Origin of the sequence: Streptomyces sp. NPDC050703 (assembly GCF_040654435.1) — a bacterium.
Classification (GTDB): Bacteria; Actinomycetota; Actinomycetes; order Streptomycetales; family Streptomycetaceae; genus Streptomyces.
This window is the reverse complement of record NZ_JBFAHX010000067.1, coordinates 14,502-32,555: the sequence shown is the minus strand read 5'-3', so window position 1 is coordinate 32,555 and position 18,054 is coordinate 14,502. Positions and strand designations below refer to the sequence as shown.

Annotated in this window: 24 protein-coding genes; 10 read left to right on the top strand and 14 right to left on the bottom strand. The window is 73.9% G+C overall.

Features of this window, described 5'->3' with window-relative positions; all coding sequences use genetic code 11:
* Positions 1-91 precede the first annotated feature (91 nt).
* The 3 genes from AB0I16_RS34255 to AB0I16_RS34245 all read right to left on the bottom strand — a co-directional run bounded on the left by AB0I16_RS34255 (position 92) and on the right by AB0I16_RS34245 (position 1,999).
* Entirely contained in the window at positions 92-727 is a 636-nt protein-coding gene (locus AB0I16_RS34255; RefSeq protein WP_363253584.1) for a hypothetical protein, read from the bottom strand.
* Positions 728-841: 114 nt separating this feature from the next.
* On the bottom strand, positions 842-1,420 hold the full coding sequence (locus AB0I16_RS34250) for a VanZ family protein (protein WP_363253583.1): 579 nt from the start codon (positions 1,418-1,420) through the stop codon (positions 842-844).
* An 84-nt stretch (positions 1,421-1,504) separates the two neighbouring features.
* Positions 1,505-1,999, bottom strand: a complete 495-nt coding sequence (locus tag AB0I16_RS34245; protein ID WP_363253582.1) for a hemerythrin domain-containing protein — start codon at positions 1,997-1,999, stop codon at positions 1,505-1,507.
* Positions 2,000-2,197: 198 nt separating this feature from the next.
* Between AB0I16_RS34245 and AB0I16_RS34240 the strand changes: the two genes are divergently transcribed.
* Together AB0I16_RS34240 and AB0I16_RS34235 are read left to right on the top strand one after the other, a co-directional pair.
* Positions 2,198-2,623 (top strand): DUF6003 family protein, encoded by a 426-nt coding sequence (locus AB0I16_RS34240; RefSeq protein ID WP_363253581.1) that lies wholly within the window; start codon positions 2,198-2,200, stop codon positions 2,621-2,623.
* A 194-nt stretch (positions 2,624-2,817) separates the two neighbouring features.
* Positions 2,818-3,258, top strand: coding sequence for a hypothetical protein (locus AB0I16_RS34235; protein ID WP_363253580.1), 441 nt, complete (start codon positions 2,818-2,820; stop codon positions 3,256-3,258).
* Positions 3,259-3,277: 19 nt separating this feature from the next.
* On the opposite strand, the gene AB0I16_RS34230 is transcribed toward AB0I16_RS34235, so the two are convergent.
* From AB0I16_RS34230 to AB0I16_RS34215, 4 genes are all read right to left on the bottom strand, one after another.
* On the bottom strand, positions 3,278-4,144 hold the full coding sequence (locus tag AB0I16_RS34230) for a YihY/virulence factor BrkB family protein (RefSeq protein WP_363253579.1): 867 nt from the start codon (positions 4,142-4,144) through the stop codon (positions 3,278-3,280).
* Positions 4,141-4,401, bottom strand: a complete 261-nt coding sequence (locus AB0I16_RS34225; RefSeq protein WP_363253578.1) for a hypothetical protein — start codon at positions 4,399-4,401, stop codon at positions 4,141-4,143. Before AB0I16_RS34225 ends, AB0I16_RS34230 begins: the two co-directional genes overlap by 4 nt.
* Before the next feature lie 93 nt (positions 4,402-4,494).
* Positions 4,495-4,716, bottom strand: coding sequence for a hypothetical protein (locus AB0I16_RS34220; protein WP_363253577.1), 222 nt, complete (start codon positions 4,714-4,716; stop codon positions 4,495-4,497).
* 119 nt (positions 4,717-4,835) lie between these two features.
* On the bottom strand, positions 4,836-5,708 hold the full coding sequence (locus tag AB0I16_RS34215) for an ANTAR domain-containing protein (protein WP_363253576.1): 873 nt from the start codon (positions 5,706-5,708) through the stop codon (positions 4,836-4,838).
* A 401-nt stretch (positions 5,709-6,109) separates the two neighbouring features.
* Between AB0I16_RS34215 and AB0I16_RS34210 the strand changes: the two genes are divergently transcribed.
* A complete protein-coding gene (locus AB0I16_RS34210) occupies positions 6,110-6,289 on the top strand; it encodes a hypothetical protein (RefSeq protein ID WP_363253575.1) in 180 nt (59 codons plus the stop codon).
* 13 nt (positions 6,290-6,302) lie between these two features.
* Here AB0I16_RS34210 and AB0I16_RS34205 read toward each other — a convergent pair whose 3' ends face one another.
* The 6 genes from AB0I16_RS34205 to AB0I16_RS34180 all read right to left on the bottom strand — a co-directional run bounded on the left by AB0I16_RS34205 (position 6,303) and on the right by AB0I16_RS34180 (position 9,770).
* Positions 6,303-6,923 (bottom strand): L-threonylcarbamoyladenylate synthase, encoded by a 621-nt coding sequence (locus AB0I16_RS34205; RefSeq protein ID WP_363253574.1) that lies wholly within the window; start codon positions 6,921-6,923, stop codon positions 6,303-6,305.
* A 96-nt stretch (positions 6,924-7,019) separates the two neighbouring features.
* Complete coding sequence (locus tag AB0I16_RS34200; RefSeq protein ID WP_363253573.1) at positions 7,020-7,472, bottom strand: hypothetical protein; 453 nt, start codon at positions 7,470-7,472, stop codon at positions 7,020-7,022.
* A 91-nt stretch (positions 7,473-7,563) separates the two neighbouring features.
* Positions 7,564-8,028 carry a hypothetical protein gene (locus AB0I16_RS34195; protein ID WP_363253572.1) on the bottom strand — a complete coding sequence of 155 codons (465 nt, stop codon included), beginning with the start codon at positions 8,026-8,028 and terminating at the stop codon, positions 7,564-7,566.
* Positions 8,029-8,080: 52 nt separating this feature from the next.
* The gene (locus AB0I16_RS34190; protein ID WP_363253571.1) at positions 8,081-8,530 is read right to left on the bottom strand and encodes a hypothetical protein; all 450 of its coding nucleotides are present in this window, start codon (positions 8,528-8,530) and stop codon (positions 8,081-8,083) included.
* Positions 8,531-8,796: 266 nt separating this feature from the next.
* The gene (locus tag AB0I16_RS34185; protein WP_363253570.1) at positions 8,797-9,204 is read right to left on the bottom strand and encodes a RidA family protein; all 408 of its coding nucleotides are present in this window, start codon (positions 9,202-9,204) and stop codon (positions 8,797-8,799) included.
* A 71-nt stretch (positions 9,205-9,275) separates the two neighbouring features.
* Entirely contained in the window at positions 9,276-9,770 is a 495-nt protein-coding gene (locus AB0I16_RS34180; RefSeq protein ID WP_363253569.1) for a hypothetical protein, read from the bottom strand.
* Between the two features lie 278 nt (positions 9,771-10,048).
* Here AB0I16_RS34180 and AB0I16_RS34175 point away from each other — a divergent pair, with 278 nt between their 5' ends.
* Positions 10,049-10,807, top strand: coding sequence for a GAF and ANTAR domain-containing protein (locus tag AB0I16_RS34175; protein WP_363253568.1), 759 nt, complete (start codon positions 10,049-10,051; stop codon positions 10,805-10,807).
* Between the two features lie 73 nt (positions 10,808-10,880).
* Positions 10,881-11,579 (top strand): GAF and ANTAR domain-containing protein, encoded by a 699-nt coding sequence (locus AB0I16_RS34170; protein ID WP_363253567.1) that lies wholly within the window; start codon positions 10,881-10,883, stop codon positions 11,577-11,579.
* Positions 11,580-11,634: 55 nt separating this feature from the next.
* Here AB0I16_RS34170 and AB0I16_RS34165 read toward each other — a convergent pair whose 3' ends face one another.
* Positions 11,635-12,294, bottom strand: coding sequence for a hypothetical protein (locus tag AB0I16_RS34165; protein WP_363253566.1), 660 nt, complete (start codon positions 12,292-12,294; stop codon positions 11,635-11,637).
* A 303-nt stretch (positions 12,295-12,597) separates the two neighbouring features.
* Here AB0I16_RS34165 and AB0I16_RS34160 point away from each other — a divergent pair, with 303 nt between their 5' ends.
* The 5 genes from AB0I16_RS34160 to AB0I16_RS34140 all read left to right on the top strand — a co-directional run bounded on the left by AB0I16_RS34160 (position 12,598) and on the right by AB0I16_RS34140 (position 18,043).
* Positions 12,598-13,407 carry an alpha/beta fold hydrolase gene (locus AB0I16_RS34160; RefSeq protein ID WP_363253565.1) on the top strand — a complete coding sequence of 270 codons (810 nt, stop codon included), beginning with the start codon at positions 12,598-12,600 and terminating at the stop codon, positions 13,405-13,407.
* 47 nt (positions 13,408-13,454) lie between these two features.
* Positions 13,455-14,333, top strand: a complete 879-nt coding sequence (locus AB0I16_RS34155) for an AraC family transcriptional regulator (protein ID WP_363253564.1) — start codon at positions 13,455-13,457, stop codon at positions 14,331-14,333.
* 175 nt (positions 14,334-14,508) lie between these two features.
* Positions 14,509-15,762, top strand: a complete 1,254-nt coding sequence (locus AB0I16_RS34150) for a lycopene cyclase family protein (RefSeq protein WP_363253563.1) — start codon at positions 14,509-14,511, stop codon at positions 15,760-15,762.
* Entirely contained in the window at positions 15,759-16,499 is a 741-nt protein-coding gene (locus AB0I16_RS34145; RefSeq protein WP_363253562.1) for a class I SAM-dependent methyltransferase, read from the top strand. The genes AB0I16_RS34150 and AB0I16_RS34145 overlap by 4 nt, the downstream gene beginning before the upstream one ends.
* Positions 16,496-18,043 carry an FAD-dependent oxidoreductase gene (locus tag AB0I16_RS34140; RefSeq protein ID WP_363253561.1) on the top strand — a complete coding sequence of 516 codons (1,548 nt, stop codon included), beginning with the start codon at positions 16,496-16,498 and terminating at the stop codon, positions 18,041-18,043. The genes AB0I16_RS34145 and AB0I16_RS34140 overlap by 4 nt, the downstream gene beginning before the upstream one ends.
* Positions 18,044-18,054 lie beyond the last annotated feature (11 nt).

Here is an 18,054-nt window from a genome sequence, read left to right as displayed (position 1 = left end):
GGTACGCGGACCGACGAGGGCACCGTGCGCGTGGACAGCTGGATCTAGCAAGCCTCCCCCGCGCGCGGGAGCGTGCCGGTATGACGGCTCGTCAGTGGCGGGTGGGGTGCGCCGACCGCTGGGACGGCAGGCCGAAGGGGCGGCGGTGCGGTCGCGCGTGACCGGTCAGCGCGTCGGCCCTGCGGTCCTGCGGGCGGGGCGTCAGCAGTTCGAGGAAGAGGTCGTGCCCGGCGAGCATCGCGTGCCGCAGGGCCTCCGCGCCGGTCTCGCCCGCCGCCGCGCGCCGCGCCGCCTCGTGGAGCTCGCGGCTGCCGTGGGCGTACCGCGGGCAGTGCAGGGAGAGGGCGTCGGCCTGCCGCTCACGGGACTCCGCGGGGAAGCCGCGCTCCACGGCCAGCCGGTTGAGCAGGGCGTTGGCCCGCGCCACCGTCTGCCCAGGAGCGTCGATGAATTGTTTCTGCAGCTCGGCCCATTCGGAGCGGTACCGCTCACGTGCGGGCGTGCTCAGCCCCTTGACGCGCAGGCCGCCGAAGCGCCGCAGGCGTTCACTGAGCTCCCGCTCGGCGGCAGCCATGTCCCCGTGGTGCTCCGCCACCGCGCGGTCGAACTCGGGACCGAAGCGGCGCCGGAGGTCGTCGGTACTCGTCTGGTTCAGCGGGCGGGCGAGCAGCAGCGCAGTGATGATCGCCACGGCCGCGCCCAGGATGGCCAGCATGCTTACGGACATGTGCCTGCCCTTCCGCGAAGACTCCCTCGTGCGAGGCTTCCGCTACACCGTGTAACCATATGCGCGGCGAATAAACGCATTGGGTGACATTTCACTTCCGAGGCGGAGGTGAATTCACCGCCCCTTTCGGGCCTCGCGCCTGGTGAAGCGGTGCCACCAGTGGTGCCGCCGGGGATGCACGGCCCGGCCGAGCCTGCGCCCCAGGAGGAGGTAACCGAGCAGCGCGCCCGTGGTGTTGAGGATGACGTCGTCGATGTCGAAGGTCCTGCCCGTCACGAAGGCGCCCTGCGCCAGTTCGACGAGGACCATGGTCAGCGCCGTGGCGAGCGCCACCCGGAGCAGGCCGCGGGTGCGGGGGAGGAGCACGGGCAGCAGCATGCCGAACGGCACCCCGAGCAGGATGTTGCCGCCGATCTGCTTGACCGTGTCACGGAAGCCCGGCTGCGCCAGGTAGTCCCGTATGGAGTCGCCCGGCGTGAAGTTGCTGTGCGTCAGGGCCTCGGAGGCCGCCGACGGCTCCAGCGTCAGCCGGGCCAGCACCACCGCGAAGGCCACCATGCCGGCGAAGGCGACGAGCATCGCGGTCACGCGTGCAGGCGTCGACAGCGGCGCTCTGCGCTCCCCGGCCTCACCGGTGACCCCCGACGCGCCCTCGTGGCGAGGTGCGCGTGCCGTTCGCCGTGTCCGTGCCATCTCTGCCTCCACCTTCGACAAGGGCCCGGCACGCGTGGTGGCGGCGCGCTTCGGGCCGCGGGACCCCGCCTGCCGAGCCGGTGATCAGCCGTGCGCCATGCGTCGTACGTCGTCCATGTCGCCGCGGCACGCGCGCAGTTGCTCGGCGCGCTCCCTCGCGAACGCGGCGCCGAGGCGGGTGCGGCCCGCCGGGGTGACCCGCTCGCGGGCATCGGCCAGCAGCGTCCGCTCCGTCTCGTCCGCGTAGTCCGTCACCGCGGCGACCAGCTCGTCGAGCCGGGCGTCCCAGGCGCAGGGGCTCCGCTCGTCGGCCTCCAGCAGATCGAGCAGCGCCTCGATCCCCTCGTCGTGGTGGTCGAGGCCGCGCTGGATCTGGTCGTCGTCGATGCCCGCGCACCGCTTGAGCGCGGGATAGACCTCCGCCTCCTCGGCCCGTACGTGGGCCACGTACAGCCGGACGAACTCCCGCAGCGCGTGACGGCGGCCGGAAGGACCGCCGTGCCGTAACTGCCGCAGCAGATCCTCCGCGATCCGGTGGTCCTTGAGGATCAGCTTGACTACGTCCTGCGAAGGGAACATCAAGTGCCTGCCTCTCTGGTCCGCTTCCCCGCTCCGATACCCGGCCCCGGCCACCTGATGCGCCGCACCAGCCGATCGGTGCAACACCGCCCCCTCCGGGCAGGTGTCAGGAGAGGCCGGGGAGAGGGTCATCCGCGGCACCCGGCGGCGTTAGCATCAGACGCCGCTGACCTACGATGAGAGAACGGTTCCGCCGCCATGGCCGACGACGCCTGCCTGTTTCTGCTGCCCGCACGCCACCCCCTGATCGGGGCGCCCTTCGCCGCGGTGGGCGAGCTGGAGTGCCGTGAGACCCCCGCGGTCCAGGGATGGCTGCACGCCCACGGGGTGTCGGCCTCGTCGGAGCTCGTCCGCATCCTCCCCGCGGAGACGGAGGCGATCATCCCGGAGGACGCCGAGCGGCTGCCGGTGCCACTGAGCCCCGAGGAGACCATCCGGGTCCAGCAGGCCTGCGCGCCCCGGTCCGTGACGGACATCGAGTCCGAGCTGCTGGACTTCAGGGACACCACGCGGGAGCGGGAGTCACTCGTCCACCGCGCCCTGACCGCCGGAATCCCCGCGCCCCGCATCGCGCAGCTCACGGGCCTCGACCCGCGGGAGATCGGCCGCCTGACCCAGGGCTGACCGCGGGACCGGCCGGGCCGGACGGCGGGCACCGCGGAGCGGAACGCACCCCTCGGATGTGGTGCGACAATCTGCTGACCGGATCGCGGACCGTGGCTCCGGTCCGGTGCGGTGGTCGTGCCGCACGAGCGAGAAGCCGGGGCGGGCCCGGGTGCGGTGGCGCACCCGCGCCCGGTGGCGGGGAGGAGTCGACGATGACGCAGTGGCGGTATCACGCCGGGGGCCCGGTGGAGTGGCGGCACATCGCGAGGGGCGCGAGGCCGGTCCCCGAGCCCCTGGCCACCCCCTTCGTCTGGACGGCCGCCTCCTGGGGCTCCTTCGCGCTGATCGGCGTGTTCGACCTGCTCGGCGCCCTCGACCGCACCGGCTTCGCGCTGGCCGCGCTCTCCCTGCTCGCCGGGGCCCTGGGAATGTTCGGCCGGTTCGCCGCGGCACCGGGCACCGCGCTGCTCTGCTGGGCCCTCCTGAACGTGTTCGCCACCCACCCCACGGGGGAGATCTCCTGGGCGGGGCACCGCGACCCCGGCTGGATGGCCTGCCTGCTCGCGGCGGCCCTCATCGGCACGGCCACGGGCCGGCTGCTCTACGCGCGGGCCGCCTACCGCCGCGTCACCCCGTACGACGGGGCGGCCTGACCCGCGGCGGCGCGCACGGTCACCGCGCGGCGGCCCGCACCCGGGCCAGCTCCACCGTGTACTGCGCACCGGCGAGCAGCGCCAGGTTGGACACCCACAGCCACACCAGGAAGACCACGACGCCCGCGAGCGAACCGTAGAGCTTGCCGTAGCTGCCGAACCCCGACGCGTACCAGGTGAACAGCGCCGACGACACCAGCCACAGCAGCGCCGCCAGCACACCACCCGGCAGGCTGCGGCGCCAGCCGCGGGCGGTCGGCGGCGCGTTGCGGAACAGGACGAGGACGAGCAGCGCCACCAGGCAGAGCAGGGCGGGCCACTTCAGGAGCCCCCACGCCGTCTGTCCCGCGTCACCGACCCCGATGCGCCGGCCCACCCCCTCGGCGAGCGGACCGCTGAGCACCAGCAGGAGCGGGCTCGCGACGAGCAGCGCGAGCAGCGTGACCGCGGTCATCAGCACCCGGTGCGCCTTGCGCCAGACGGGCCGGCAGTCGGGCACCCCGTGCATCGCGTGCAGCGCACGCCGGAAGACGGCCGAGTAACTGGACGCCGACCACACCGCGCTGACCGCCCCCGCCACCACCACGGTCAGCGCCGCCGACCGCGCGTCCGCCATGTCGCTGAGCGTCGCGTGCAGGGCGCGCCCCGACTGCGCGGGGGCCCAGTCCGTCACCTCGGCTATCAGCGCCTCCGTGGTGGCCGGGCTGACCAGGCTGATGAGGCTGACGGTGACGAGGAGCGCGGGGAGCAGGGCCAGGATCGCGTAGTACGTCAGGGCCGCGGCCCAGTCGGAGACGTCTTCGTTCCACATCGATACGGGCGTACGGCGCAGGGCGGTGCGCCGCAGGGCCCACGCCGCGTCCCGAGGAGCGGTGTGCGCGGTCACCCCCGCTGCTCCGCCTCGCTCCGGTTCAGCCCGTGGGCCAGTTCCTGCAGCACTTCGTGCTGTGTCTTCCCGGTCATTCCGGCGATCTGGAAGAGCAGGGCGGCACACAACGCGGTGGCGCTGTCGGCGAGTTGGTCGAGATTGCCGTCCTTCGCGCGTATCTCCGCGATGTACTCGTCCATCGCTGGTTCGCCGGAGATGTATGCCGTCATGGCTTCGATCCCCGCACGTACGCGGTCGTAGTCATTCGTCGTCATGACCACAGACTTTCACGCCGCGCCGCCGTCCCGGAATTCCCGGCGACGCGGCCCCGGCAGCGGAACCCGCGTCGAGGGGACCGCGGGCTCCGTTCAAGCGGCCTTTCTCTCCCGCGGCCGGGCCGGCCGGATGTGCCGGCTCTCCGGTTCCGCCCGCACCTCGCCGCCGCCGCGGATCAGGCGGAGGTGGTGCCGGCGTGCGTGCCGGGCCGGGCGGGGCCGGGGCCCTGGGGCCAGCAGCCGGTCCTCCAGCCGCACCATCAGGAGGAGCAGCAGCGCCAGACCCGGCAGGAGCAGGACGGCGACCATGATCATGTCGCTCCCCTTTCCGTCGAGGACCCCTTGCGGGTGCCCGCCCGAACGGAGGGGAACAGCCTGTCGACGTGAAGATTCCGCGAGGAACCGCCGGTGAGGGGCGCCGCGGGTGGGCGCGCTCAGGCGTGCCGGGCGAGAGCGAGCCGGTGCAGATCCTCCAGCGCCCGCGGCAGGACGGTGCGCCGGTGCCAGTCGATCCACGCTCCCGTGGCACGGCTGGTCTCGTGCAGCGCCCGCAGCTGTGCGCGGGTGAAGCCGATCAGGGGGCGGGCATGGTGCGAGGAGATGACGCCGTGCACGGTGTCAGAGCCGTCGACCAGCGGCACGCTGTGGCAGGCACGGCTGCCGGCCGAGAGGATCACGCGGCGCGAGAGGTCGTCGAAACCGCGGGAGACCGCCACGTCCTTGACGGTGACCTGGCTACTGGCGATGGCGGCGCGTGAGCACGAGGTGCCCCCGTCGACGAACGCGAAGAAGTCGGTGAACTCCTGGTTCAGACCGGTGTGCTTCTCCATGCGCAGGGTGGTGTCCTCGACCAGCTGGACGTTGCCCATGTCGGTGCCGGTGATGTCGAGCACGCGGCTCAGGGCGCTGCCGAGCACCTCTCCCTGGTTCCCCGCGTCGAGGGTGCGGGAACCGAGCGCGCCGAGGAACGGGGCGGGCTCCGGTGGCCGCGGCTCGAACCAGGTCTCGGCACCGGGCTTCGGGCCCGACGTACGGGCCACCGCGACGGCCACCTGGTGCAGTTTGATGTTGGCCCGCTGCGACGCCTGGCGCATCAGCGAGAACGCCGCCTCGGTGTCCGGCAGGCCGTACCGCTCCACCAGTACGCCCTCGGCCAGCGCGATCTTGGGGCGGGAGCGCACCTGCACCTCCAGCCGTGCCACCTGCCGCCGCAGCTCCGCCGCCTGGGCCGCGAGCCGCCGCGTCTCCGGGCCGAGAGGGGAGGACGGCTCGCCCTCGGGTCGGTGCACCTGCTGGTCGTCCGTCAATGAGTCTCCATGGTCGCGTGGTACCGGCCCCGCTGGTCAACCGGCGCCACGGCAGTGGTGACGGCGGCTCCCCGGGCGGTTCGGTGACAGTAACGCGCTCCATCCGGTGAGGCGATGCCCGCCCCCGGAGACGGCGGACGAGGGGGAGTGGTCCCGCGTGTTCCGTACGGTCGTGGAAGCGGTGTCCCACCGGCGCTGTGGCACGCCCGCGAACGGTCGGGGCGCGACGGCGCAGCGATGAAGATCACAGGCCGGAAGGCGCCGGGAGCGCGGACGGACCGTGCCGACGGACGGTGCGCGCGGGCGGCGCGCATGGACGGACCTTCGCGGGGAATCCGGCCAGTGAGCCACCCCCCGCACCGCCGCGCGGCGTCGTTCCGCGCCCTCCCGAAGGAGTCACCGTGCTCGCTGTCGGCGCTGCCGTCGTGTTCGGCCTGGCCTGGATTCTCCACATCACCGAGACCTCGACCAACATCTTCTTCGGCACCACCAGCCTGATGCTGCTCGGTCTGACCGTGCTGGCGCTGCACCTCGCCGGCCTGGGCGCCGGCTGGACCCCGCAGCGCCGGCGCCGCCGCTGAACCGCGCGAGGGGCTACTCGAAGCGGGACGTGTCCCCGGCCCCGCGGCGGACGATCTCGGCCTCGCCGTCGGAGAAGTCGATGACCGTGGTGGGCTCGGTGCCGCAGTCCCCGGAGTCGATCACGGCGTCCACGACGTGGTCGAGCCGCTCCTTGATGTCCCAGCCCTGCGTGAGCGGCTCCTCCTCGTCGGGCAGGAGGAGGGTGCTGGACAGCAGCGGTTCGCCCAGCTCGGCGAGGAGTGCCTGGGTGACGGTGTGGTCCGGGATGCGGACCCCGACGGTCTTCTTCTTCGGGTGCAGGAGCTGCCGGGGCACCTCCCTGCTCGCGGGCAGGATGAAGGTGTAGCGGCCGGGGGTGGCGGCCTTGATGGCGCGGAACACGTCGTTGTCGAGGTGCACGAACTGGCCGAGCTGCGCGAAGTTCTGGCACATGAGCGTGAAGTGGTGGCGCTCGTCGAGCTGACGGATCGTCCGGATGCGGCCGAGGCCCTCGCGGCTGCCGAGCTGGCAGCCCAGCGCGTAACAGGAGTCCGTCGGATACGCGATGAGCGCGCCGGAGCGGATGCTGTCGACCACGGTGGTGATGCTGCGCCGCTGGGGATTGTCGGGGTGCACGTCGAAGTACTTGGCCATTGGCCGAGTCTAGGTGATCAGGCCCCCGCCGGCAGGGTGGCGGTCGACGGCGGCCGGTACGCCGCCCACCGCCGCCCCGAGGCGGACCCCGGGCTCTCAGTGCCAGGGGCAGCGGGGCAGCCCGGGGAAGGGGTCGGTGCTGGTCAGCACGCTGCTGGCGGGGATGTTGCCCCAGGCCCTGATGCCCGGCAGTTCCACGGTCTCGTCGCCCTGCGTGTAGTACCAGACGTTGTTGCCGCCCTTGTGCGCCTCACCGATCGAGTAGCAGACGAACCAGCTCTGGGTCGTCTTCAGCCGTCCGGTCACGGGGGCGTCGAAGGCCGGGCGTCCGTAGAGGTCGCCCGGGGCGTTGGTGCAGTACAGATCGCCGGTGAAGGTGTTGCCCAGGGTGTCCGTGTGGGTGACGCCGGGCCGCAGGGCGCAGCTCGCGTCGGCCGCCGGGGCGGGAGCCGCCGCCGAGGCCGGGGCCGCGGGCCACAGGGCGGCGGCCGCGAGGACGAGGGCGCAGGCGGCGGTGCGTACGCCGCGCGTCTTTTCGAGGATCGCCACGAGTTCACTCCAGATGTCGGTGGCCGGGCAGGGTGGTGCCGGGCAGGTGGGCGGGCTGGGTGGACGGACCGGGCCGAACGGGCCGGGGGCCTCAGCCGGGCAGGCAGGCCGGCAGGCCGGGGAAGGGGTCGGGCTCCGTCTCGATGCGGAACGCGGGCACGTAGCCCCAGCCCTTCCACAGCGGCCAGTTGAGGATCTCGTCGCCCTGCGTGTAGTACCAGATGCGGTTGCCGCCCTGATGCAGGTCGCCGCTCTCCCAGCACACGAACCAGCTGGGGGACGTCTTCAGCTTGGCGATGACCGTGCCGTACACCTCCGGCGTCGCGAAGACGTCGGCGACGGCGTTCTCGCAGTAGAGGTCCTTGGTGTACGTGTGGCCCTTGATGTCGGTGTGCTGTACGCCCTCGCGGACGTGGCAGACCGGAGCCGCGGCGTCCGCGCGGGCCGCGGCGGTGGCCGTACCGGCGGCGGGCAGGCACATCGAGACCGCCGCGCCCGCGAGCAGCGCCCCGAGGGCACGCCGCCGCCCGGTCGTGACCGGTGACCGAGTCTTCATCCCCGTATCCCCCTCGTCATCCCCGTATCCCCCTCGTCACTTCTGTGTCCCCTCATCCCCAGGAACATTTGGGCAGGCCGGGCTCGGGGTCCTGCGAGGTCTCCAGCCGCACGGCGGGCATGTAGCCCCAGGCCTGCGCGGTGGGCCGGGAGACGACCTCGTCGCCCTGGGTGTAGTACCAGATGTCGTTGCCCCCGGCGTGGGGGTCGCCGACCTTCCAGCAGACGAACCAGCTCCTGGTGGTCACCATCCGGCCGACCACGGGGCTGTCGGCGAACGACTGCAGGTGGACGTCGCCGGGCGCGTTGTCGCACATCATGTCCGCGTCCCAGGTCATCCCGGTCCAGTCCGTGTGCGGGCTGTTCTCCCGCATGACGCACGCCGCGGCCGGGCCCGCCGCGTGCGCGGTGCCGGCCGCCGGGCCCGCCACCCCCGCCGTGCCCGCCAGGGCCGTCGCGGCCGTGGCCGCGGCCAGCAGCCCCCCGCTCGTTCTTCGCCTCATGGTCTCCCGTCCCCCTGTCTCACCGCCGGCCGCACCCGTGTACCGCCGGCCGTGTCCGTCGGCGGAAGTCTCCCGTGGCCCGCTGACACCGCTCTGACCACGTCGGGCGGACCACAGGGACCGGCTGCAGCGCGTGGCCGAGGAAGCCGGGCGAAGTGCCCGTGACGCCATGTCAGGCTGACGGGCATGACGGGCATGAGGCGGCGGTCCCGGCCGCCGGTACCCGCGGCGCGGCCGGGAGACCCGCGGCCGGAACACCCCGTGTCCTACTCGCCCGTCTCCCGGCCGATCACCGCGTCGACCTCCACCTCGACCAGCCAGGCGGGGTCGATGAAACGGGACACCTCGACGACCGTGCAGGCGGGCCGCACCGCGGCGAACCGCTCGCCGTGCGCCCGCGCGGCCTCCTCCCACCGCGTCACGTCGGTCAGCAGGAGGCGGGTGCGGACGACGTCCCCGACCGACGCCCCCGCGTCCCGCAGCGCCCGCTCGGCGATGTCCAGGCACCGCACCGTCTGGGCGTAGACGTCACCCGGCCCCACGGTGGAGCCGTCCTCACCGATGGGCGCCGTCCCCGCGACGACGACGTGGGGCCCTGTCCGCACCGCGCGGGAGAACCCGATCCGCGGTTCGAGCGGTGACCCCGAGCTGACGATCCGACGCGCATTGTCCATTCGGGCATCGTGCAGGAGAACACGCCCGTGCGGCGGAGCCGTCCGGCTGCTGGGACAGCGGCGCCCGTGGTTCACGGCGTACGCCGGTTGGGCTTCATGGCGGCGCGCCCGTACTCGGGCAGTTCGATCACGGTGATGCCCGCGGACTCCAGGAGCCCCGCACCGTCGCCCGCGGACACGGCCCCCTCGGGGTCGCGCAGGGCGGTCACCACGCGCCGTACCCCGGAGTCCCGGATCAGCTCGGCACACGGGCGCACGCCACCGGGGCGCCGGGCACACGGCGCGAGCGAGCTGTACACCGTCGCCCCGCTCAACCGGGTCTCCGCGGCGGTGAGCGTGCCGAACGCGGCCTGCTCGGCGTGCACGGGCGAGCCCTCGCCGGAGTGGCCGCGTGCCAGCTCCGTGCCGTCGTCGGCGACGACGACCACGCCCGCGGAGAGTCCGTTCCCCGCCGCCGGATGCTCGGCGGCGAGCCGGCAGGCGACGGCGAGCCAGCCGCGGTCGGCCATGGTCGGGTGCTCGTCGGGGCCAGGGGCCCCGCAGGCGGCGGCGGACGGCTGGGTCATGGTGCTCCTCGGGGGCGATGATCGGATCTCGTGCCTTCGTCGTACGCGTACCCGTGTACCCCTCCTGGCCGCCGAGGCGCGGACGGGTCGGGTGCGGCCGGGCCGGGGCACCGACGGCACGGCCCCGTGTCACTCGTGCGGTCGGCCGTCGGCCGAATCCGGCAGAAACCGTTCCGGTGCGGCGGGGCAGGCTCCACAATGGCCGCAGGGCCACGCCCCTCGGCACGGGTCGAGGAACAACGACGGCGGTACCCGACCGATGGGACACGGTGATCGCGATGGCGCAACCGGAGCGGGAAGAACGGTTGGCCCGGGCGTTCGTGGAGCTGGCGGACACTCTCGCGGACGGCTTCCGCCTGGTCGATTTCCTGCACGTACTGAGCGACCATGTGACCGACTTGCTGGGCGTGGAAGCGTCAGGTGTGGTGATGATCGACGGCCTGGGCCGCTTGGTGGACGTCACCGCCTCCTCCGACGCCGCCCACCGACTGGAGGAGTTGCAGACGGAGTGCGGCGAAGGCCCGTGCCACGACTGCTGCGGCACGGCTGAGCAGGTCGGTCCGGTGGACCTCACCCTCACCGCGGCCCTCGACCGCTGGCCCCGCTTCACCGCGGCGGCCCGCGCCGCCGGGTTCGCGACGGTCGCCGCGCTGCCGCTGCGCCTGCGGGAGGACGTGATCGGGGCGCTGAACGCCCTGCACACCCGTAGCGACGGCCTGACCGGGCCCGACCTGACCCTGGCCCAGTCGCTGGCCGACGCGGCGGCCATCGGCATCCTGCACCAGCGCCTCGCGCACGAGCAGGCGGAGCGCGTGGGCCAGTTGCACACCGCGCTGAACAGCCGTATCGCAATCGAACAGGCCAAGGGCGCCCTCGGAGCCCGGCTGGACATCGCACCGGAGGCCGCCTTCGACCGGTTGCGCCGCCGCGCCCGTTCCCAGCGCACCTCGCTCACCCGGCTGTGCGAGGAGGTCGTGCGGGGTGCCGCGGACGTGGCGCTCTTCTCCGCACCGACCGAGGAACCGCACCGGGAGTGACCTTCCTCCTCGCCGGGTGACCTCGCGGGCCGACCTCAGCGCCCCATCGCAACCCAGTCAAGGAGGCCCTGCGGTGTCCGCAGCAGTCCCAGACGTCATGACCCTTCTGGCTACAGCGTCCCAGGGGCCCCAAGGTCTTTCGGCCCTGCAACCGGCCCAGTTCGCGGCCGCGCTCGACCTCGACGGTCTCATCATCTCCCTGAGCAACAGCTCCGGCCTCGAACTCGTGTGGAGCGACCCCTCCGACGCGACCGGTACGGCCGTCGAGGACCTGCAGTACACCCTGGGCGAAGGTCCCAGCCTCGACGCCGTCCGCACGGGCGAACAGGTGATGGTGCCCGATCTGCGCGCCGTGCCCGCCCATCAGTGGCCCGCCCTGCTCCCGCCCCTCCTCGAACACCCCGTACGCGCCCTGTACGTCATGCCCCTCCAGTTGGGCGTCATCCGGCTCGGCTGCCTCACCGGGCGCCGCGACAGACCGGGGCCGCTCACCCGCGACCAGATGAGCGACGTCCTCATCCTCGCCGAGGCCGCCACCCTGATGCTCCTCAGCCCCGACGGAGCGCGTGACGTCGGCAGCGAGGGACCGCTGCCGCTGCACCGGGCCCTGCTCCACCAGGCGGTCGGCGTGCTCAGCGTCCGCCTCGACGTCCCCGTCGATGAGGCGCTTGCCCGCCTGCGCGCCTACGCCTTCACCCACGAGCGGCCGATCCTGGAGGTCGCCGACGATGTCCTGAACGGGCGGTCGCGTCTTGAGAACTCTTCGAGCTGACCGCTCCCGGTGCCGCGCGGCGACGCCCCGGTCCGGCCGCCTCCGACGCCCCGGCTCAGCGGATGGGCTCGCGCATCTCCTCGCGTACCCGGAGCGTCGTCCGCGCCAGCTCGTCGAGGTCGATGTCCGAGGGGTCCTTCGCGGCGTCCTCCGGAGTGACGAGACCCACGGTCGCCCCGGTGTTGTCGTCACCCCAGGCGCACATCGGCACGTTGCTCCGCGCGCCGCCCGTGCCCTGGTCCGAGGTGAGGACCTGGCAGCGCACCGTCATGCCGGAGCCCGCCGGGGTGATGTCGCGCGCGGGTACGGCGACCGAAGCGCCCTGCGCCTCGGCGGCGCCCCGCATCATGTCGTCGCGCGCCGAAGCGGAGTCCTTGAACCGCCCGTACATGCCGGAGACGACCAGCGCGCCGCCCGCCTGCTCGCCCTGACCCGCGTACTGCGCGACGACCGCCTTCGGGTCCCGGACGTTGGCCCGGCTCCGGTTCTCGTCGACGACGGCCTTGCCCGAGCTGTCGGAGAGGTCCTGGGACAGCTCGTACTTCCCGTCGAGCAGCTCGTCCCGCACCGACATGCGGTACTTCGCCTCGGGGAACGCGCCGGAGGACCGGGAGAAGAGCTGGTACCCCGCGACGGCGGCCACCACCAGGACGACGGCGACCGCGCCCAGGATGCCGAGCACCTTGGCCGTGCTGTGCCGGGGCGGCGGTGCCATGGGCGGCGGGCCCCAGGGCCCGGGTCCCGGAGGGGGCTGGTGCCCGTACGGCACACCCTGGGCGTACGGAACGCCCTGCTGGGGATGGGGAGCGCCCTGCTGGGGGAAAGGCGGCTGGGCGTGGGGCGGTTGCGGATGCCGCGGCTCGTGAGGAGGCGGGACAGGACCGAAACCACCGGGCTGGGGCGGCGTGGACATGGCGAATACGCTACGACACGCCCCGGACGCCGCGGCGACCGGGCGGGGCCTGCCCGGAGGATTAAGTCCTTGCCGCGCGCCGCCGGCCCAACTTAGCCTCCCCGCATGGCAACCGCACAGGTCAACGGCGTCACCATCGGCTACGACGACGAGGGTGGTGAGGGCGGTGACGCGGGGCGCCCCGCCCTCGTACTCCTCCACGGCCACCCCTTCGACCGCTCCATGTGGGGCCCGCAGCGCACGGCCCTCGCGAGCGGCCACCGCGTGATCACACCCGACCTGCGGGGCTACGGCGAGTCCACCGTCGTGCCCGGCACCACGGAGTTCGCCACGTTCGCCGCGGACGTCGCCGCGCTCCTCGACCACCTCGGCGTACGGGAGTTCGCACTCGGCGGCCTGTCCATGGGCGGACAGCTCGTCATGGAGTGCTACCGCCTCTTCCCCGAGCGCGTCACGGGCCTGCTCCTCGCCGACACCTTCCCCGCGGCCGAGACACCGGAGGGCAGGGCCACCCGCAACGCCACCGCGGACCGGCTCCTCGCCGAGGGCATGAAGGGGTACGCGGACGAGGTGCGGGACAAGATGGTCGCCCCGTACAACACCGAGGCATCCGCCTACGTCCACCGCATGATGCTGGCCGCCCCGCCCGAGGGAGCCGCCGCCGCGCTGCGCGGCAGGGCCGAACGCCCGGACTACCGCGGCCTGCTGGCCCGCGCGACCGTGCCCTCCCTCGTCGTGGTGGGCCGCGACGACGCCTTCACCCCGGTCGCCGACGCGGAGGCCATGCACGCCGTGCTCCCCGACTCGACGCTGTGCGTCATCGAGTCGGCGGCCCACCTGCCGAACCTGGAACGCCCCGCGGAGTTCAACGCCGCGCTCCGCCCCTGGCTGGAACGGGTCGCCGCGGCACGCTGAGAGAACACGGGAAGAAACGGGAAGAAACGGGAAGAAGGGGACTCAGGGTGCTCGAACGGCTCAACCAGGCCATGGAGCAGATCGAACGCCACCTCGACGAGCGCGTCGAGGTGGCCGACCTGGCGCGCACCGCGGCCACCTCGGAGTACCACCTGCGCCGGATGTTCTCGGCGCTCGCGGGCATGCCGCTGTCGGAGTACGTCCGGCGCAGGCGGCTCACCGTCGCCGGTGCCGAGGTGCTCGCGGGGCGCGAGCCGCTGCTCGCCGTCGCGGTGCGGTACGGGTACGGGTCGGGCGAGGCGTTCGCGCGGGCGTTCCGCGCCATGCACGGGGTCGGCCCCGGCGAGGCCCGCCGCGGCGGCACCGCGCTCGTATCCCAGCCCCGGCTGACGTTCCGGCTCACCGTCGAGGGGAGCGGCAGCATGCGGTACCGCGTGGTCGACAAGCCGGAGTTCAGCGTCGTCGGACCGAGGGCCAGGGTGCCGCTGGTGCACACGGGGCCGAACCAGGCGATCATCGACTTCGTCCGGGCGATCCGGCCGGAGACCACCGGAAGCCTGGAGAAGCTCTCCGACCAGGAGCCGCGGGGCACCGTCGCCGTCTGCGACGGCCTCGATCCGGGCCGCGCCGAGGGGACCCGGCTCGACTACTACCACGGGGTCGTCACCTCGGCGCCCGACGGGGGAGCGGTGCCCGAGGGCGCCGCCGTCCTCCCGGTCCCGGCCGGCACCTGGGCGGTCTTCACCACCTCGGGCCCGGCGCCGGCGGCCATCCAGGAGCTGTGGCGGGACGTGTTCACGGAGTGGTTCCCCGCCAATCCCTACCGCGGCAGACCCGGACCCGAGATCCTGCGCACCCGCCTCTCGGCGGACGGCGCGCGGGCGGACGCCGAACTGTGGCTCCCCGTGGAGCGGGAAAGGGGCTGAGCGGGGTACTCGGTCGGTGACCGGCCTCCCGGCGCGCATCGGGGCGATCCTTCCCGCCGAAAGGCGGGAATCCCCGCACGCCTGCATCCACCGGGCGGCCCCGTGCGGAATCCTGACCGACCGGGACGGCGACCGACGCGCGCCGACGTGACGTGCGGCGAGGGCGAGGTGACGCGTGGACGACTGCGAGATCGCCGTGGTGGGCGCGGGCGCCGCAGGGCTCTCCCTCGCCCACCGCCTCTGCGCACCCGAGCCCGGATGGGGGCCCGTCCCGTCCGTGACGCTCGTGGACGCCCCGCCCGGCCCGGCCAGGCCACCGGAGCGGACGTGGTGCTACTGGGAGGCCGCCGGGGGAGAGTTCGACGACGCGCTGTCCGCCGTGTGGGACACCCTCCGGGTACGCGCCCCCGACGGCACCCCCGTGGTCGGCTCACCCGCCCCGCTGCGGTACAAGATGCTCCGGTCGACCTCCTTCGAGACCCTGGTCGCGGCCCGCCTCGACGCGGCACCGCGGCTGCGCCGCCTGACGGCCCACGTGGACGAGGTGCGCGACGCGGGCCAGGGGGCCGAGGTCCGCGGGACCACCCCGGAGGGGCGGCCGGTGGCCCTCCGCGCCAGGTGGGTCTTCGACTCCCGCCCGCTGCGCGAACCGCCGCCCGCGCGGACCAGGCTCCTGCAGCACTTCCGCGGCTGGCACCTCACCACCGAGCGGCCCGTCTTCGACGCGGGCGTGGCGGACCTGATGGACTTCCGCACGCCGCAGCCCGCCCGCGGCCTCTCCTTCGCCTACGTCCTGCCCCTCACGGCCCGACAGGCGTTGGTGGAGTACACGGAGTTCTCCGCCGCGCCCCTCGACGAACGGGAGTACGAGCGGGCCCTGCACGACTACGCGCGGCGCCACCTCGGCGTCGAGCGCTTCACCGTGCACCGCGCCGAGCAGGGCATCATCCCCATGACGGACGCCCGGTTCCCGCGCCGGGCGGGGCGCTCGGTCTTCCACATCGGCACCGCGGGCGGCGCCACCCGCCCCTCCACCGGCTACACCTTCGCCGCCGTGCAGCGCCAGAGCAGGGCGGTGGCCGCCGCCTGCCGGCAGGGACGGGACCCCCTGCCGCCCCCGGCCCACTCCGCGCGCTCCCTCGCCATGGACGCCGTACTGCTGCGGGCCCTTGACACCGGGCGGGTCGCGGGAGCCCCCTTCTTCACCGGCCTGTTCCAGCACGTGCCGATGGCTCGGCTGCTGCGCTTCCTCGACGGCGGGACCCGCTGGACCGAGGACCTCACCATCGGGCTGCGCACCCCCGTACGCCCCATGCTCCGCACCGCACTCGAACTGCCCTGGCTGCCGCGGCGCGCCCACCCCGGAGCGCGCCGCGGGACGGCGGGGCGGTCCGAACCCGAAGGAACCGACAGAGAGACGCCAAGATGACCGTGCTGCGTGACGACACCCTGTCCGCCGCCTTCGACCACGCCGCCCGCAGCTACGACCGCTTCGTGTCCTTCAACCCCGGCTACCACGCCCACCTGCGCAGATCCGCCCGCCGCCTCGGCCTGCCGAACGGCGGCGCCGGGCTGCGGCTCCTGGACCTCGGGTGCGGGACCGGCGCGTCCACCGCGGCCCTGCTGCGCGCCGCGCCGCGCGCCGGGATCGTCGCGGTGGACGCCTCCGCGGGGATGCTGGCGAAGGCGGCCCGCAAGCGCTGGCCGCCCGGTGTCTCCTTCGTGCACGCGCCCGCCGAACGGCTCGCCGACGAGGGCGTGACGGGCCCCTTCGACGCCGTCTTCGCCGCGTACCTGTTCCGCAACCTCAAGGACCCCGACGCGGTACTCGACACGACCCGCGCCCTCCTGGCCCCGCGAGGCCGGCTCGCCGTGCACGAGTACACCCTCGGCGGCAACGCCCTCGACCGCGCGGTGTGGACCGCGGTCTGCACCGGCGTCGTCCTCCCCGTCGGCAGCCTGGCGGGCGACGGCCGCCTCTACCGCCATCTGTACCGCAGCGTCATCGCCTTCGACACGGCGGCCGAACTCCGGACCCGGGTGCGCTGGGCGGGCTTCGAGCGGGTGCGCGTCCTGCCGATGCCGGGCTGGCAGACGGGCATCGTGCACACCATCGTGGCCCAGGCGCCCGACGCGGCCCCCTTCCCCGCACGGACCGGGCGATGAGGCCCGGCGGCACGCCCCGCAGGGGCCGCGACCGGCGCGCCCAGATCGTCCCCGGACCCCGGGGAGCCGCGCGCGTCACGGGCGAGGCGCCCACCGTGGCGGTCATCGGCGGCGGGATCGCCGGGCTCGCCGCGGCGACCGCGCTCGCCGAACGGGGCGTCCACGTCACGCTCTACGAGCGCGAGCGGCAGCTCGGCGGGCGCCTGGCCGGCTGGCCGGTGCGGCTGGCGGACGGCTCGGCGGTGACGATGAGCCGCGGCTTCCACGCGTTCTTCCGCCAGTACTACAACCTGCGGGGGCTGTTGCGCAGGACCGACCCCGGCCTCGGCCGGCTCGTCGGACTGCCCGACTACCCGCTGCGGCACAGCGGCGGCCTCCAGGACAGCTTCGCCCGCGTCCCGCGCACCCCGCCCTGGAGCGCGCTCGGCTTCGCCGCCCTCAGCCCCACCTTCGGCGTCCGCGACCTGGCCCGGCTGAACCCCAGGGCCGCCCTGCCGCTCCTCGACGTGCGCGTCCCCGAGGTGTACCAGCGGCTCGACGGCACCAGCGCCCGGCAGCTCCTCGAACGCGTCCGCTTCCCCGAAGCCGCCCACCACCTCGCCTTCGAGGTGTTCTCCCGCAGCTTCTTCGCCGACCCCGGAGAGCTGTCCGCCGCCGAACTCGCCCTGATGTTCCACATCTACTTCCTCGGCTCCAGCGAAGGCCTCCTCTTCGACGTGCCCGCCGAACCGTTCCCCGCCGCCCTGTGGGAGCCGCTCGCCCACTACCTCACCGGGCACGGAGCCGACCTCCGCACCGGTCAGGGCGTGGAGAGCGTACGGCCCGGCCCGCGCGGCGGCCTCCACGTCGGCACCCCCGACGGAGAACGGCGCCACGACGCCGCCGTCCTGGCCCTGGACACCGCGGGCCTGCGGAATCTCGTCGCCCGCTCGCCCCACCTCTGCGACGAGCGGTGGCGCGCCCGCGTCCTGCGGCTGCGCACCGCCCCGCCCTTCCTGGTCTCCCGCCTCTGGCTCGACCGCCCCGTGGCCCCCGGCCGGCCGGGCTTCCTCGGCACCAGCGGCTACGGCCCCCTGGACAACGTCAGCGTCCTGGAGCGCTGGGAGGGCGAGGCGGCCCGCTGGTCACGGCGGACCGGCGGCTCGGTCATCGAACTGCACGCCTACGCGGTGGACGCGGGCGCCGACAGGACCGCCGAACAGGAGCGGCTGACCGGCCGGCTGCGGGAGGTCTACCCCGAGACCCGTGACGCGGTGATCGTCGACGCGCGGCACGAATGGCGGGCCGACTGCCCGCTGTTCCCGGTGGGCGGCTACCGGGACAGGCCCGGAGTGCGCACCAGCGACCCGGCGGTCACCGTCGCGGGCGACCTCGTGCGCACCGGCCTTCCGGTGGCGCTGATGGAGCGCGCCGCGACCACCGGATTCCTCGCCGCGAACGCACTCCTTGAGCGGTGGGGCCTGCGCGGGCAGACCCTGTGGACCGTCCCCGGCAAGGGCAGGACACCCCCGCTGCGGCTCCTGAACCGCCTGGCGGGCACCTGACCCCCGGCTGT